General features: G+C 36.1%; 16 protein-coding genes, 1 pseudogene and 1 riboswitch. Of the genes and pseudogenes, 15 read left to right on the top strand and 2 right to left on the bottom strand.

The features are described 5' to 3' along the window. Nucleotides 1-91 precede the first annotated feature (91 nt). The 7 genes and pseudogenes from LN051_RS09725 to LN051_RS09695 all read left to right on the top strand — a co-directional run bounded on the left by LN051_RS09725 (nucleotide 92) and on the right by LN051_RS09695 (nucleotide 7,709). Nucleotides 92-898: an ABC transporter ATP-binding protein gene (locus LN051_RS09725; protein ID WP_229292335.1), complete on the top strand. Its 807-nt coding sequence runs from the start codon at nucleotides 92-94 to the stop codon at nucleotides 896-898. 21 nt (nucleotides 899-919) lie between these two features. Next, nucleotides 920-1,920, top strand: a pseudogene (locus tag LN051_RS09720) (FecCD family ABC transporter permease). Next, nucleotides 1,917-2,933: a FecCD family ABC transporter permease gene (locus LN051_RS09715; RefSeq protein ID WP_229292334.1), complete on the top strand. Its 1,017-nt coding sequence runs from the start codon at nucleotides 1,917-1,919 to the stop codon at nucleotides 2,931-2,933. The pseudogene LN051_RS09720 and the gene LN051_RS09715 overlap by 4 nt, the downstream one beginning before the upstream one ends. 169 nt (nucleotides 2,934-3,102) lie before the next feature. Then, nucleotides 3,103-3,603 (top strand): hypothetical protein, encoded by a 501-nt coding sequence (locus tag LN051_RS09710; RefSeq protein ID WP_229292333.1) that lies wholly within the window; start codon nucleotides 3,103-3,105, stop codon nucleotides 3,601-3,603. Between the two features lie 149 nt (nucleotides 3,604-3,752). Further along, nucleotides 3,753-5,183 carry an MDR family MFS transporter gene (locus tag LN051_RS09705; protein ID WP_229292332.1) on the top strand — a complete coding sequence of 477 codons (1,431 nt, stop codon included), beginning with the start codon at nucleotides 3,753-3,755 and terminating at the stop codon, nucleotides 5,181-5,183. A 378-nt stretch (nucleotides 5,184-5,561) separates the two neighbouring features. Beyond that, nucleotides 5,562-6,629 carry a YkvI family membrane protein gene (locus LN051_RS09700; RefSeq protein ID WP_229292331.1) on the top strand — a complete coding sequence of 356 codons (1,068 nt, stop codon included), beginning with the start codon at nucleotides 5,562-5,564 and terminating at the stop codon, nucleotides 6,627-6,629. Between the two features lie 42 nt (nucleotides 6,630-6,671). Then, nucleotides 6,672-7,709: an alpha/beta hydrolase gene (locus tag LN051_RS09695; protein WP_229292330.1), complete on the top strand. Its 1,038-nt coding sequence runs from the start codon at nucleotides 6,672-6,674 to the stop codon at nucleotides 7,707-7,709. A 168-nt stretch (nucleotides 7,710-7,877) separates the two neighbouring features. Here LN051_RS09695 and LN051_RS09690 read toward each other — a convergent pair whose 3' ends face one another. Next, on the bottom strand, nucleotides 7,878-8,384 hold the full coding sequence (locus LN051_RS09690; protein WP_229292329.1) for a GNAT family N-acetyltransferase: 507 nt from the start codon (nucleotides 8,382-8,384) through the stop codon (nucleotides 7,878-7,880). 115 nt (nucleotides 8,385-8,499) lie between these two features. Here LN051_RS09690 and LN051_RS09685 point away from each other — a divergent pair, with 115 nt between their 5' ends. From LN051_RS09685 to LN051_RS09675, 3 genes are all read left to right on the top strand, one after another. Next, complete coding sequence (locus tag LN051_RS09685) at nucleotides 8,500-9,429, top strand: Rossmann-fold NAD(P)-binding domain-containing protein (protein WP_229292328.1); 930 nt, start codon at nucleotides 8,500-8,502, stop codon at nucleotides 9,427-9,429. A gap of 559 nt (nucleotides 9,430-9,988) precedes the next feature. Continuing rightward, complete coding sequence (locus LN051_RS09680) at nucleotides 9,989-10,606, top strand: DUF47 domain-containing protein (protein WP_229292327.1); 618 nt, start codon at nucleotides 9,989-9,991, stop codon at nucleotides 10,604-10,606. 14 nt (nucleotides 10,607-10,620) lie between these two features. Further along, nucleotides 10,621-11,622, top strand: coding sequence for an inorganic phosphate transporter (locus LN051_RS09675; protein ID WP_229292326.1), 1,002 nt, complete (start codon nucleotides 10,621-10,623; stop codon nucleotides 11,620-11,622). Between the two features lie 154 nt (nucleotides 11,623-11,776). On the opposite strand, the gene LN051_RS09670 is transcribed toward LN051_RS09675, so the two are convergent. Next, on the bottom strand, nucleotides 11,777-12,595 hold the full coding sequence (locus LN051_RS09670) for a LysM peptidoglycan-binding domain-containing protein (protein ID WP_229292325.1): 819 nt from the start codon (nucleotides 12,593-12,595) through the stop codon (nucleotides 11,777-11,779). 282 nt (nucleotides 12,596-12,877) lie between these two features. On the opposite strand from LN051_RS09670, the gene LN051_RS09665 reads away from it, so the two are divergent. From LN051_RS09665 to LN051_RS09645, 5 genes are all read left to right on the top strand, one after another. Next, nucleotides 12,878-13,516 carry a Bax inhibitor-1 family protein gene (locus LN051_RS09665; RefSeq protein ID WP_229292324.1) on the top strand — a complete coding sequence of 213 codons (639 nt, stop codon included), beginning with the start codon at nucleotides 12,878-12,880 and terminating at the stop codon, nucleotides 13,514-13,516. Between the two features lie 12 nt (nucleotides 13,517-13,528). After that, a riboswitch (TPP riboswitch) is annotated at nucleotides 13,529-13,638 on the top strand. Between the two features lie 215 nt (nucleotides 13,639-13,853). Beyond that, the gene (locus LN051_RS09660) at nucleotides 13,854-14,423 is read left to right on the top strand and encodes a thiamine phosphate synthase (protein ID WP_229292323.1); all 570 of its coding nucleotides are present in this window, start codon (nucleotides 13,854-13,856) and stop codon (nucleotides 14,421-14,423) included. A gap of 19 nt (nucleotides 14,424-14,442) precedes the next feature. After that, entirely contained in the window at nucleotides 14,443-14,637 is a 195-nt protein-coding gene (gene thiS, locus LN051_RS09655; RefSeq protein ID WP_229293665.1) for a sulfur carrier protein ThiS, read from the top strand. A gap of 1 nt (nucleotide 14,638) precedes the next feature. Then, complete coding sequence (locus LN051_RS09650) at nucleotides 14,639-15,406, top strand: thiazole synthase (protein ID WP_229292322.1); 768 nt, start codon at nucleotides 14,639-14,641, stop codon at nucleotides 15,404-15,406. Next, a complete protein-coding gene (locus LN051_RS09645; protein ID WP_229293664.1) occupies nucleotides 15,406-16,398 on the top strand; it encodes a ThiF family adenylyltransferase in 993 nt (330 codons plus the stop codon). The genes LN051_RS09650 and LN051_RS09645 overlap by 1 nt, the downstream gene beginning before the upstream one ends. The last annotated feature ends 77 nt before the right edge of the window (nucleotides 16,399-16,475 follow it).

Here is a 16,475-nt window from a genome sequence, read left to right as displayed (position 1 = left end):
AACGTGAAAATGATTCTCAATTAGTGCTATAAATACTGATATTATATAAATGAATGCTAAATCAATAGCAAGTATAGAAAGAAGGATGACGATGAGTAGATTAACAGGAAAAGAAGTGACAATAGGATATGGCGACCGTGTCATTGTCGACAATTTGGATGTTGCGATTCCTGATGGGAAAATTACGTCAATCATCGGACCGAACGGATGTGGGAAATCCACATTGTTAAAAGCTTTATCTCGCTTACTTCATACTAAAAGTGGTGAAGTTTATTTGGATGGTAAAAATATTCAATCACAAGCAACTAAGGAAATTGCGAAAAAGATTGCGATTTTACCACAATCTCCTGATGTCGCAGACGGACTTACTGCAGCTGAACTCGTTTCATATGGACGCTTTCCACATCAAAAAGGATTCGGCCGCTTATCAGAAGAAGACAAAAAGGAAATTGAGTGGGCGATGCGTGTTACAGGGACGTATGATTTTAAGCATCGTGCGGTGAATGATTTAAGTGGTGGCCAACGCCAACGCGTATGGATTGCTATGGCGCTTGCGCAAAAAACAGATATTATTTTTCTTGATGAGCCGACAACTTATTTAGATATTTCACATCAACTTGAAATTTTGGAGTTGGTACAGGAGCTTAATCGTGAGCATAATACAACGATTGTGATGGTTTTACATGATATTAACCAGGCGATTCGCTTTTCTGATTATTTAATTACAATGAAAAAAGGCGATATTGTTAAGCAAGGTGAAACACACGATGTTTTAACGAATCAAATTCTTGAAGAAGTGTTTAACATAGATGCGGAATTAAGTATAGATCCGCGTACAGGAAAACCGATGCTTGTGACGTATAATTTACTGTGCAAACATTATGAAAAAGTTAAGTAATTTAACGAAAGAGGAATAAAAATGAAAGAGACGGTCAACCATCAATTTCGATTTACTTTTTATCTCGTTATTGCGCTCAGTTTATTGTTTTTCGCTTTTATTGCTTCTATTTTATTAGGAGAGACACATGTCGGAGTACAAACGATATGGCATGCAATTTTTCATTATGATGCTTCTAACCCAGCGCATAATGTGATAGTAGAAATTCGTTTACCTCGAGATGTTGGAGCTATGCTAGTAGGTATGGCTTTGGCAGTATCAGGTGCTGTCGTTCAAGGTGTGACGAAAAATGGACTCGCAGACCCAAGTTTAATCGGTTTAAACGCTGGGGCTGCGTTTGCTTTAGCAGTGGCTTTTGCTTTTTACCCAGGGGCACCTTTCATCGTTTTAATCATGATTAGTTTTTTGGGAGCTATTTTTGGCGGTACTTTAGTTTTAACTATTGGTTCTGCAAGACGCGATGGCTTCAATCCGATGCGTTTGATTCTTGCAGGCGCTGCAGTCAGTGCGCTATTGACCGCGCTAAGTCAAGGCGTAGCTTTATTATTCCGTCTTAATCAGTCCATTAATTTTTGGAATGCAGGCGGAATTTCTAGCACAACTTGGCACCATTTGTATATAAGTGTCCCTTTGGTCATCATAGCGATGATTGCGTTAATGTTCATGCGACGTCAATTGACGATATTGAGTTTAGGTGAATCGATAGCCAAAGGATTGGGGCAAAATACTAAAATGATAAGTATTGTTGCTTTACTGCTAACGATGTTATTAGCGGGAATTTCTGTTGCGATGGTAGGACAAATCGCATTTGTAGGTCTTATCGTCCCGCATTTGGTACGCTTTCTCATTGGAACTGAGTACGAGAAAATATTACCTCTCTCAGCTGTCTTAGGGGGGCGCTCGTTTTAGCGGCCGATATATTAGCGAGATTGCTTGGAGAAGCACCTATGAGTGCCATCATCTCGTTTATTGGTGTGCCTTTCTTTTTATACCTTATTAAAAAAGGAGGGCGTCTATATTGATTGAATCAAAAGTGAAAGTGAAGCGACGTGTAGCTTTGTTAATAAGTAGCGTCATATTATTGATATGTATCATCCTCAATCTTATGACTGGTGAGTATCGTATGACATTTCAACAAGTATGGCAAACGTTGCTAGGGTTCGGTGACAGTGCTTCACAATTGATACTTGTCGAATTTCGTTTGCCTCGTTTAATGATTACTTTATTTGCAGGTATCGCGCTTAGCTTAAGTGGTGCGATTTTACAAGGGGTCACGAGGAATGCGCTTGCGGAACCTGGTATTTTAGGTATTAATGCAGGAAGCGGTTTTGCGATTGCGTTATTTATTGCGATTGGTCAAATTAAAGCCGACGACTTTGTATATATGTTGCCTCTTGTAAGTTTAATTGGAGGATTGGTCGTCACATTATTTCTTTTTTACTTTAGCTATGAAGGTAAAAAAGGCCTATCGCCTGAGAGTATGGTATTAGTGGGTATAGGTCTTTCTGCAGCACTTTCAGGAGGCGCGCTCACATTAGTTTCATCTTTTGATAAAAGCCAGTCTGAATTTATTTCGGCTTGGCTAGCAGGGAATATATGGGGCGACACTTGGCCATTTGTGTGGGCATTTTTACCTTGGTTAGTCATCATCATTCCAGTGATATTATATAAAGCAGAAACACTTAATATATTAAATACAGATGATACCATTGCCGTTGCTTTGGGGGTTTCGCTCAATCGTCAACGTGTAATATTAGTTTTAGCAGCAATTTTATTATCTTCTGTTGCAGTTTCAGTTGCTGGCGCGATTGGTTTTATTGGATTGATGGGGCCACATATTGCAAGGTCTATCATTGGACCGAGACATCAAAGTTTCTTACCTCTTGCGATGATAATAGGAGGGATCTTGCTTGTGGTGTCGGATAATATTGGTCAAGTCTTATTGCAACCTAATGGCCTCCCAGCTGGTGTCATTGCTGCGATTATCGGTGCACCTTACTTCTTATATTTAATGTATCGTGTTCGTCAATTTTGATAAAATATGTTGTTTTTACACTAAACGCTATACGGTTCTAACTTAAGATGTTATGATGATTTCCTGAAAGACAATTTAAAAAATTAATATCATACAAACAAGCAATTTGTTTAAATTTATGTTAGAATAAATGTAATTATTATGAGGTGCAAATTCAGGAGGACAAGCTATGCAAGAATTAATTCAAAAACACGTCTTAAACGGTGAATTTTCAGCTGTTAAAAGCTTAATGTCCGCGACTGATTTCTTAGCGTTTGAAGAAGCTTATATCTCTAGTGCCCATGAAGACGAAAGCGTGATGTACTACACATGTCTTTTAGATATGATCAAACAAGAAGAAACGTCAGAAATTCATGACCTTGCGTTTTTACTCCTTGTATATCCTTTAAGTGAGGTACCTGGCGCTCTAGATGCAGCTTACTATCATGCAGAGTCATCGATTAAGTTGACTGAAGGAAAAGAAGTTAAAAGCTTACTTCAAATGTTATTACTACACGCGATTCCTGAACCAGTCATTTCGGATAAAAAAGCTTTTGATATTGCCAAGCAGATATTAAAAATTGACCCTGAAAATAAAGTGGCGCGTAATGTACTTAAAGAAACAGCGAAACGTATGGACCAAGTCGTTGTTGATTTCGGCGACTTAAGTCACTATAAAGATGCAAAATAATATCACTCGAAATAAAGAGACTAGGACATCAATGTCCTAGTCTCTTTATTTCGTGCAACATTATAGAAAATGTAAGAACAGTCACTTTTCAATTCTGAACAAATGGGTAATGTATAGTGTGTAATCAGTTTTGAAAATGGGGGAAATGTATGGAAAAAAACAACTATTCCAGAATAGTTATGACAGTATTTTTGATGGGCGCTTTTTTTATGATTTTAAACGAAACATTGTTAAACATTGCCCTTCATGAATTAATGAAAGATTTTGGTATATCCCGTACTACGGTTCAATGGATGGCCAGTGGTTTCATGATGATTATGGGGATCGTATCGCCTTTATCAGCATTAATTATTCAGTGGTTTTCAACACGACGTTTATTTTTAGGATTGGTTGTTATTTTTACAATAGGGACGTTAATTGCAGGCTCGGCAGTCAATTTTCCTATGTTATTGACAGGTAGAATGATTCAAGCGATTGGTACCGGCTTGATGATTCCTTTAATTATGAATGCGATGTTGCTACTGTTTGACGAAAGTATTCGAGGAAAAGTAATGGGAGTATTTGGTTTTGTAATTATGTTCGCGCCAGCGATTGGACCGACATTATCTGGATTTATTGTAGATTATCTTGGATGGCGTTGGCTCTTTTTTATTATGGTTCCATTTATGATTTTTACATTTATCTTTGCGATGTTGTTTCTTAAAAATGTAGGTGAAGTGACAAGACCTAAAATTGATTTTCTTTCAGTCATTCTTTCTACGGTTGGGGTTACCGGTATTATTTTCAGTATTTCTAAAATGGGCGCAACTGAAGGTGGCCTTTTTAATCCACTTATATTTGTGTCTATGATAGTGGGTATCATTTGTGTTTTCTTTTTTATTCGACGTCAATATCAACTCGAAACACCTATTCTTGATTTCAGAGTCTTAAAGTATCATAACTACACTAAAGGAATGATTATCTTTATTATCGTCATTATGGCGATGTTTGCTTCTGAAATTGTAATGCCGATGTATTTACAAGGACCGATGGGATTCTCAGCTAAAATAGCCGGCCTTATTTTATTGCCTGGTGCTATTTTAAATGGAATACTTTCACCATTTATGGGAAATCTTTTTGATAAATTTGGGCCCCGAAAATTAGTGATTCCCGGGCTTGTGTTATTGTTAGGCGTGACGTTTTTCTATACTACGATTCATCCTGGCCTTTCCGTATTGGTATTTGTTGTAGCATATATTGTCTTAATGATTGGTATTGCAGCGATTATGATGCCCGCGAGTACAAATGGACTGAATGCTTTGCCGAAAGAAAAATATCCGCATGGGACAGCGATATTCAATGTGTTGCAACCTATCGCTGGAGCAACCGGGATTGCGATATTTGTTGGCATTGTTACAGGTGTCCAAAATATGTCTATCGCTCAACATTCAAATGTTACAAAAGCAGTTCAAGATGAAGCAATGACGACAGGAATGCATGTAGCCTACTATGTTGCGCTTGTTTTAATCCTTATTGCACTTGTCTTAGCATGGACATTGACAAATGCTTCAAAAGAGAAAAATGAAAAACCAGAAAAGTAATCATAACTTCGAAAGTAAGCTTATTGCTATTTCGTACGTCTCAAAGATTGAACTATTGAAAGTTATAATTAACGCTTTTTCATATATTAAGGAAAAAGATGGCTACTGCTACGATTTTTTTGGATTATATTTAATAAAAATTTCGAATATAGCACGAAATTATAGTAATATATGTATAAACATACAAATAAAGCGTTATCATTAGTTGTTATTATTCTCTTTAGTGAATAATTACATTCATAAAATTAGTTTTATGATACGCATAACCCTTGTAATAACAAGGGTTATAGCGTTTTTGAGTTAGATTGTAAATTTGAAATAAAACGTATAATATGGTTTAATGTTTAACGTGTTTTGCAAATGAGGAGGTCAAAACAAATGCGCAAATATTCTGAAGCAATTAAAATTGCTTTCGCTTATGTTGGCGTTGTCGTAGGTGCAGGATTCTCGACAGGTCAAGAAGTTAAACAATTCTTTAGTATGTACGGAATTTATTCTTATATTGGGGTTATCATTTCAGGTCTGATTTTAACGTTTATCGGACGTCAAGTGGCTAAAATTGGTACAGCATTTGATGCAAATAACCATGAAACAACATTAGAATATTTATTCGGCAGAAAATTAGGATTAGTTATCGATTATATTTTAATATTATCCCTTTATGCTGTAACAATAACGATGATTGCAGGTGCGGGTTCTACATTCTTTGAAAGTTTTGGCGTACCAGTTTGGCTAGGGGCATTAATTATGTGTGCGATTGTATACCTCACTTTATTAATGGACTTTAACAAAATTGTTGGCGCCTTAGGTGTTGTAACACCGATTTTAATTATTTTAGTTGTCATTATTGCAGCAACTTATTTATTCAAAGGATCAATTGGTTTTTCAGAAGTGAACAGTGTAGTAGAAAAACCAAGTTTAATCCAAGGGATTTGGAATGGCTTTAACTATGGGGGCTTAGCATTCGCCGTAGGATTCAGTACACTCGTTGCAATTGGCGGAGATGCTTCTAAACGTAACGTTTCTGGTTTAGGTGGCCTTATTGGTGGGGTTGTCTATCTTGTATTGCTTGGACTCATTAACTTTGCTTTACAATCAGAATATCCACATATTCAAGATTCAGCTATTCCAACACTCGTATTAGCGAATCAAATTTCACCAATATTAACGTTTGTATTCTCAATCGTCATGTTAGCTGTAATGTACAATACGATTTTAGGTTTATCTTATTCCTTCGCAGCACGCTTTACAAAACCGTATACTAAAAAGTATTACATTATGATTAGTTTAATCATCCCTATTGCTTACGGTTTAAGTTTTGTAGGATTTGAAGGATTAATTGCATTTGTTTATCCGATGATGGGTGTAATTGGTTTGTTTATTGTACTAGCAGTTGTTGTTAAATATTTTTATAGAAAATCTCAAGATAAGAAATACATTGCTTAATTCATAAGATATGATAAAATTTTTCCGAAAGGGAAGATTGATATGAAAAAACGTAAAAAGAGTTGGCTTGTGATTGCATGTATTATCATTCTTGTTATAGCCGGCCTTATCGCTGGCTATTTTTTGGGTATAAAGGGTGAAAAAACGAAGTCCAACCATAAAAAGGTGGCACTTCAAAACAAAAATATTACAGCATTCACAGACATCACTTATATGAAAAGCTTGCCCAACAGTCAATTAGACATTTTGATGCCTAAAAATATTAGTGCGAATGAAAAATTACCAGTTATTTTTTGGGCGCATGGAGGCGGCTTTATTGCAGGAGATAAACAGTATAAAAATCCGCTATTAGCTAATCTTGTAGAGAGGGGTTATGTGGTAGTTAATGTAAATTATGCATTAGCTCCAGAGTATCGCTACCCTACACCACTCATTCAAATGGATCAAGCAGTGCGTTTTATTAAGGACAATCAGCATAAGCTTCCAGTAGATTTAAACCAAGTTATTTTTGGTGGTGATTCTGCAGGCGCACAAATTAATAGTCAATATACAGCGATACAAACTAACCCAAAATTACGCCAAGAGATGGGGTTTGAGCGACAGTTTACACCAGATGAAATAAAAGCAGCTATATTTTTAGGGGGCTTTTATGATATGCATACTGTACGTCAAACAGAATTTCCACGTATTAATTTATTTATGAGCAGTTATACAGGGGCAAAAGACTGGGAAAGCCATTTGAAAACAATCAATCAAATGTCAACAGAGCGCCAAATTACAAAACGTTTCCCATCGACTTACTTATCTGTTGGCGACGCAGATCCTTTTGAAACACAAAATGAGTCATTTTTACATGCGTTAAAACAACATGATGTCCCAGTAGATGCGTTGTTTTATGATGGTACACATCATTTAAAACATCAGTATCAGTTTCATTTAGAAAAGCCAGAATCTAAAGAAAACATTCGACGTATTTTAAGTTTTTTAAGCCGAAACACATCGCAAAAAAATTTAAAGTCGGATATTGATGAAGCATCCCAAACAGAAATTAATCTCAATCCCTACGAAGAAACGTTATAATATAAAGCATGATGCGGCGTGGACAGAAATCGATGTGATTTCATGGACTTACGTCGCATCATTTTTAAGTAGTATAGGGGCATGTCTTAATCTGCTATAAAAGATGTGTAGAGGCACACCATAGTTATCTTAGGTATTTTACAATGAGAATGATAAAATAAAGTGGTATTAGTTTATGATGAATGCCATCATGTATTCATTGAAGTATTGGCCATCAATTTTAAGGGTGTGACGCATTTCGCCTTCAATTTTGAAGCCGGCACGCTCATAAAGTCGAATTGCACTTTTATTTTCTGTGACTACTGTAAGTTCAATACGTGTCATTTGATGTGTTTTACACCAATTTTTGCATGCATCTAAGAGTTTCTGGCCAATGCCAAATCCTTGCTCTTGATTTAATACCCCCATAGAAATTCGTGCCTTATGTTCGATACGATGGAGATTTTTAGAAACAATTGTCAAATAACCTACAAGCATGTCGTTTTTTTCTGCTACAAGTACAGCTAAGTGAGGGGATGTAATGATTTCTTCTAAATGTGAAATTGCATATTCTAGAGACGGAACATATTCGCCAGGATCATAAAGCATGTAATCCGATTCATCGAAGATTTTTTGCATCAATGTTGTAAAGCTTTCAACATCATTGATACTGATTTCTCTTATCTCTAAAGACATGCTTTCAACTCCAATCCATTAATTAATAATTTTTTAAAATTGAGTTAGATATCAATAGTTATTGTAACGCACTTCATTAAGTATAGAAAGTGATTAGAAAGGAGTAGCACAACCTATGAGATTGAAAATTTTATTAGCTGGTGGCACTGGAACGATTGGTAAATCACTCATTCATGCTTTAACTCCTGAGTACGATATTTATACGATGTCGAAATATCCTAAAAAGCATTCAAATAGTCAAGTGACGTGGATTAAAGGAGACATTTATAATTATTATGATGTGCTTCAAGCAATGGAAGGTATGGATATTGCGGTATTTTTTATCGATCCTACGAAGCATTCTGCTAAAATGACACGCGCACTCGCGAAAGAACTGAATATTATTGCTGCAGATAATTTTGGACGTGCAGCTCAAGCGTGTGACATTAAAGAAATATTATACGTACGTGGCAGTAAATTTGACCAAGAAACGATAATGCAACTCCAATCTCATGGCGTGCATGTACGTGCGACAAGTAAACGCATTAATAGACCACATATTTCTGTAGAGTTTCAAGCGGCTAAATATGATGATATACGTATTGCACATCATATTCCTAAGCCACCCCATTGGGATTTAAATATATTGATTAATGAAATGAGTCGTTGGTTGTCGCAAACGACTGGGACACGGGTAAAAATTGTTCGAGAAGATAATCACTTTAAATTTTATAAAAAGAAAAATAATAAATTGTTATTTATTTTTGAATTAGAGCGCATTGATCAGCATTTCTTTAGACTAGTAACGATAGAGAGTACGATTTCTTATACAAAAGAAGGCAAGCGAGCGTGTATCGAGTTCAGATATATCCCTCAATTTAATTGGGTCATTGTCCATTTATATGACTATATTCCGAAAGTGTTATGGCCGATTGCTTATATGTTACAAGTTCCTTTTTATCAAATGCTGATTCGCGGCTTCGATACAAAATGTAGGATTCAAACGTTACAACATCGTCAACTTAACGGGGAATTGACGAGCTACACTGAAAAAGATAAAGAATAAGCAATAATGGATAAAATATTAAGAGAAGTAGTTCAATTTAAGATGTTTAACTTGAAGCGCTATTTTAAAGGAGTGAGACAGTGAAATCATCGTGATTTCTTGCTCGCTTTTTTTGTTGTGTGATAAGTTTTTGTTATTAAAAATATTAATCATTATAAGATAAAAAGGTTAATTGACAGCATATTTTGAAAAGTTTGGTTGTTATGTGGAAACGATGTAATTATAGTTATTTACGTTAAATACATGCTTTTATTTATATGGAGATTTTAAGGTTTTTTACATTCAAAGGTATAAAAATCTATGAAAATAAGGCGATAATAAATTAGAAATGTTAAGGTTTTGTAAATTTAATTGTGGTAGTATAAAATTTATGCTATTTTCAAATAGGACTTATGAAATTTTAGTGAAAACTTGTAATCTCAATCATTCTTCTTAAATGTAAATGAATGACAGGTAGGTTAATGCCAAATAAGTTAACAAAGAATTAACATTGTTTTATAATAAAATAAACAATGTTTTTACAAAAGGGATAGGACGATAGTTGAACGGAGGATTTCAAATGATTAGAAAAAAGAAGGATAAGTTTATGGAGCGCCTAGAGGATATGATTTATAACCTTGACCGTGCTGCAGTAGAATTCGGTAAGATGGATTTTAATACGCATTTAGATTTACGCACATATGCGGACAATATTAAAACGTACGAATCTCATGGTGATGATTTAATGCATCAAGTCATTACTGACTTAAACCAAACGTTCATCACACCAATCGAACGTGAAGACATTATGGCATTATGTAATGCGATTGACGATGTTTTAGATGCAATGGAAGAGACATCAGCGATGTTTGAGATGTATTCCATTGAATACACAGATGATTTCATGGCCGAATTTGTAGATAATATCCAAAAAGCCATTGGCGAAATGAAATTAGCGATTGGCTTAATGTCAGAGAAAAAACTATCTCATATGCGTGTGCATTCTATTAACATTAAAGAATTTGAAACAAATTGTGACGGTATTTTACGTCAATCGATTAAACATATTTTCAACAGTGAAACAGATCCTGTCACTTTAATCAAAATTAAAGACATTTATGAAAGCTTAGAAAATATTGCTGACCGTTGTCAGGCAGTAGCGAATAATTTTGAAACAATTATAATGAAAAATAGCTAAGGAGTATCAATTTTATGGAATTTTTAGTGCTGATAACGGTGGCTATTGTTATATTTTCATTAGTGTTTGATTTTATAAATGGGTTTCATGACACAGCGAATGCTGTAGCCACTGCTGTTTCGACGCGTGCATTAACACCGAGGCATGCCATTTTATTAGCGGCAATTATGAACTTTATTGGCGCATTGACATTTACAGGTGTTGCAACAACGATTACGAAAGATATTGTGGATCCGTTTACGATACACAACGGGTTAGTGGTAGTTCTCGCGGCCATTTTAGCAGCGATAGTATGGAACTTGGTGACATGGTATTTTGGGATTCCAAGTTCATCTTCTCATGCGTTAATCGGTGCAATTGCAGGTTCTGCTGTTGCTTCTGCAGGCTCGTTTAGTGTTTTACATTTTCAAGGTTTTACTAAAATTGTACTCGTATTATTACTTTCACCAGTGATTGCATTTATCGTTGGTTTTACGATTTATTCTATCGTGAAAAAAGTCTTTAAAAACGCGAACCTTGCGCGTACAAATCAAAATTTCCGTTTCTTCCAAATTTTCACAGCAGCGCTACAATCTTTTTCACACGGAACAAACGATGCTCAAAAATCAATGGGGATTATTACGATGGCTTTAATCGTCGCCAATCTTCAATCGGATGTAGAACCTGCATTGTGGGTTAAAGTTTCCTGTGCTGCGGCAATGGGATTAGGAACTGCAGTCGGTGGATGGCGTATTATTAAAACAGTCGGTGGAAACATTATGAAAATTCGTCCGGCAAATGGGGCAGCTGCAGACTTATCTTCTGCATTGACGATTTTCACAGCTTCTTATTTGCATTTTCCACTTTCAACGACACATGTTGTTTCTTCATCGATTTTAGGGGTTGGTTCTGCTAACCGCATTAAAGGTGTTCATTGGAATACAGCTAAGCGTATGATTGTTACGTGGGTAATTACTTTACCAATTACTGCAGTGATTGCTGCAATATTCTATCTCATTTTGAATATCTTTTTATAAATCAAACACCACATACGTCGACATCCACGACGTATGTGGTGTTTTTGTATAGGAACACATTTATAACGACACAGTAATAAAGTAAGGTCTTTACATAAAATAACCCTCGCTTAGCGTATGTGATCTCATAGACTAAACGAGGAATTGATTAAAATTAATGAATATAATTGTAAGATGATGCAATTGATGCTGGAATTGTACGATAATCAGGTGTTCCAGGTGGTGTATTGTAGTTTGTTTCAGAAATTAAAATACTACCATCAGGATTTACACGCTCTACGTAAGCAACATGCCCAACTGGGCCTTCATAGTTTTGCATTATAGATCCAACAGTAGGGTTATGATCAATCGTATAACCATCAGCTGAAGCATTTGTTGCCCAATGGTCTGCATTCCACCAGTACGTGCTAATCGGTTGACCAGCTTCCGCACGCTTATTGAATACGTACCAAGTACATTGTCCCCAATCGTAAAGATTTTGATGATTAAATGTTGGAGAGTTATAGCCGCCATTTGGTGTTGAACCATCAGGTGTACTTGAACCAGCTGAGCCATTACCGCCAGAACCACCAGGGATTTTTAATGTTTGATTTGGGAAAATAAGGTAACCATTTAAATTATTCGCGTTCATAATATCTTGTGCAGTTACCCCATATTGTGCGGCAATAATGTCTAATGATTCCCCAGCACGTACAGTATGTGTATTACCTTGAGAAAGGTTTGGTGCCGTAGTATTTTGTGTGTTACCGCTATTTCCTGAGCCAATTGAAAGCACTTGACCTGGGAAAATAATATGATTCGAAAGATTGTTATCTTGTGTAATTTGATCCACAGAGATATTGTATTTTTGTGCGATAGTCCAGATTGACTCACCAGATTGAACGGTATGTTGTGTTGAAGCATCCGCATCTTGGTGAGCTAATAATGCTGCAGCGCCAGAAGTAAATGTAAGTGCAAAAGCGAATTTTTTCAAAGTATTGCCTCCTTATTTTCATAGTTTGTTTAAATAAGTTACTACTTTATTAGATTCCACTTCATGGTAACAAAAATTAACCATGATTTGTGACATGTTACAAAGGTGTAATGTTGTGGTAAATAAAAAAGTGATCGAAAAACACTTGAAATGTTTTTAGGAATGGGACTTAAGTCCTATACCCGAATTTCATATTTTTTAAATATTAAAATGGTTGTAATAATTCATTTACTGTTTTAGCATTGAATTTATAAAGACAACCTCAAAAAGGAGGGGGAATGGATGACATCGATTTCTGAATCCGGTAATGTTAAAAAGCATCCATTTCAATATGGAAAAGTGTGGCTTTTCTTTACGTATTATTGGATTATTTTTGGCATTGCGACGTATTTTGGTCAGTTTTTACCTATGGAATGGCGTCAACCACTTTCTATAGGGTTGCTATTGCTCATACTCGTAACGATGGTCGTTCAACGTGCGCGTTTTAGCGGTCCAATTATGTCGCATGTGTATACCATTGTTTCTGGTTTATTATCTTATGCGACTTTTACTGCGACATTACAAGATTTAGGACCTAGTGTTTTCTTTAAAAATGTTTTATTGGCAATTATTGGTTTTGTCGTATTTGGTTTCATTGGTTTTTTTATGATTAAAGATGCTTCGAGTTTAGGAAAGTACCTATTTGTCACGCTTGTAGCATTAATTGTTGCTAGTCTTGTAGGATGGTTTATTCACAATCCGTTGTATCACACCATCATTGCTATTGTTGGGCTATTGCTTTTTCTCCTTTATACGTTGTATGATTTTAATAGGATGAAACGAGGCGCTTTCTCTCCGAGAGAAATGGGTTTTAATTTATTCTTGAATCTATTTAGAATTATTCGTTACGTGCTTCATATTGCACGTTACGTTCGCAGATAAAATTGAATATTAAAGTACCACTGGAAGTGCCATCATCTAATGGCTGAGATTAAAATAGTGATTTTGAAATTCCTGTACCTGATCCAGATAATGCTGGCGTAGGAAAGTGGCGTATATCTTTTTGGAGACTACAGGTGTGGAACAAAATCTTATTTGAAAGATTCATTCCCCTGTATAAGATGGATTGAAATCGAAATGTCATTCATTTCAATCATCTGTCGCTACTTTTTAACTTAACTCTGATATTAAAGACGAGGACAGCATGCTGTCCTCGTTTTTTTATGTTGTTTGGATAGAAGATGGAACCCTAATTGCAACGACTTAAGGAGGTTTAGAAATGATTATTGCTGTTACCCCTTATGAAATATTAAATGATAGGCATATAGACAGATTAGTAAAAATTGAACCATGGATTAATGGAGTGATTATACGTGTGCCAATGTCTCATGAGTCACTGAAAAAATGGCTTGGAATACTGATGGATAAAGGGTTCCCTAAGCAAAAGGTTATTATCCATACCAATATTTTATTGGCGCAAGAAATGGGAATGAAGCGTATTCATTTTAGTGAGTATCAGCTCCCGAAGCAACTAGATATGGCGTATTGGGAAGTGAGTATGTCGATCCATTCTCAAGAGATGATTCGCAAGATAAAACAGACAGGGGTGCGTTGGGGGCTTTTTGGACATTTGTATATGTCCCGCTCAAAACCAGGGAAAGCGCCACGTACGTTTAAAGAAGTGAACGATGCTTTAAGGGAGGACTTCCCCCTCGTAGGGATAGGGGGGATAAACGTGGAAACCATTGCGCACGTACCTAAAGCATTTCAAGGTGTAGCGATGATTGATGGGGCATTTAATCAAGATGTAAAGGGATTTTTAAAAATGGTGCAGAAATGGAATGGATAAGGAGGTGAGTCGATTGAAGGTGAAAGTGAATGGCGAAACGCAATGTTTTGATAAAGAGATATCGATAGCAGAAATGATTCAACATTTTGGAATTGAAAGCAAACGTATGGCAGTAGAAGTGAATGGTCAAGTAATCAAACGTTCATTATGGACTGCACATATGATTTCAGAAAATGATCAAATTGAAATACTTGAATTTGTAGGAGGCGGTTAACATGTTGAAAATTGGACAATTTACATTTAAATCTAGATTATTGCTCGGTACAGGGAAGTTTGAAAATGCTGACATTCAAAAGCAAGCGATTGTCGCTTCTGGAACTGAGGTGTTGACATTTGCGGTAAGACGTATGAATTTATATGACAATGCACTTCCAAATCCGCTAGCAGATATTGATTTAGAAAAATTTATAACTTTTCCGAACACAGCAGGAGCTAAAACAGCAGAAGAAGCAGTACGTATTGCTGAAATAGCCAATGAAGCAAGGGTCTGCGACATGGTTAAAGTAGAAGTGATAGGAGACGACGCGACGTTATTACCAGATCCTCTTGAAACATATAAAGCTTGTGAAATTTTGCTTGAAAAAGGGTACATTGTATGTCCGTACATTTCAGATGATGTCGTATTAGCCAAACGCTTAGAACAATTAGGCGTACACGCAGTGATGCCACTTGCTTCCCCAATAGGTACAGGTCGAGGCATCAGTAATCCATTAAATTTACGGTACATTATTGAAAAGAGCCAAGTGCCTGTAATTGTTGATGCAGGGATAGGTTCAGCCAAAGATTGTGCCGAAGCTATGGAATTAGGCGCGGATGCCATTTTGTTGAATTCTGCAATATCTAGTGCGAAAGACCCAGTTAAAATGGCAGAAGCAATGAAAAAAGGGATCGAAGCAGGGCGTCTGAGTTATGAAGCGGGACGTATCCCTATTCGTTACAATGCGGTTCAATCAAGCCCTTCAGAGGGAATCGGTTTTCTTTGATGAAACGTTATGATAGGCAAGAAAAATTCCATGCTTTTGGCAATACAACTCAGAAAAAATTACAAAACCTATGCGCACTGATTATTGGTGTAGGCGCGCTTGGAAGTGGTATTGCAGAACAACTTGTACGCAGTGGTATAGGCAAACTCATTATCGTCGATAGAGATATCGTGACGTTGTCTAATTTGCATCGTCAAAGTGGTTACCTTGAAGTAGATGCAAATGAAATGAAACCGAAAGTATTTGCGCTAAAAGAACGCCTTCAAGCTATGAATAGTGAAGTGAAAATTGAAGCGATGAATATGGAAGTCTTACCACAAAATATTTTAAGCATTTTAGAAACACATCAACCAGATGTTGTGTTGGATGGTTTGGATCGTTTTGAAACAAGATATCTAGTTAATGAAGCAACAAATAAAATGCGCATTCCTTACATTTATAGTGCTGTTTTGGGAAGTCAAGTTAGTGTGTTTCCAATTGATAGCAACGGCCCTTGTCTACAATGTATTATGCCTGAGCCACCTGAAACAATGGAAAGCTGTGCGTTACATGGTGTGCTACCACCAGCAGTGCATATCGCAAGTAGTTTTGCTGTAGCAGAGGTGTTCAATTATTTAATGACAGGCATGTTTTCTTATGATATGAAATGGATTGATATTTATAAAGGGGAAATGAAATCTACGCATATTGTTAATTTAAAAGAAGAAGATTGCCCAGTATGTCGCCAACATCACTATCAGCGATTAAAGCAATCAACAATAGAAGGAGAATACTATTGTGGTAACGTGATTCAAGTGCGTTATGCGCCTGAGGATTTTGATAAATTATTATCTCCAAATGTCAATGTCATCAAACAAAATCAATTTGTAAAACTGCTTGAATACCGACATTATAAAATGACGTTTTTCCAAGATGGACGTTTATTAATATATGGAAGTGAAAATAAAAATGATGCGCTTGAAGTTGCGCAACTTATTTTTGTGACGACTTAGCACGGTCAGTTGATAATACAGAAATAAAAGCGGTATAATAAAAGGTGTTCATTAGCAACTGAAAGTGAGATGGAAAT

The organism is Staphylococcus ratti, from assembly GCF_020883535.1.
Taxonomy (GTDB): Bacteria; Bacillota; Bacilli; order Staphylococcales; family Staphylococcaceae; genus Staphylococcus; species Staphylococcus ratti.
The sequence above is the reverse complement of the archived record's forward strand: the minus strand, read 5'-3'. Positions and strand labels throughout refer to the sequence as shown.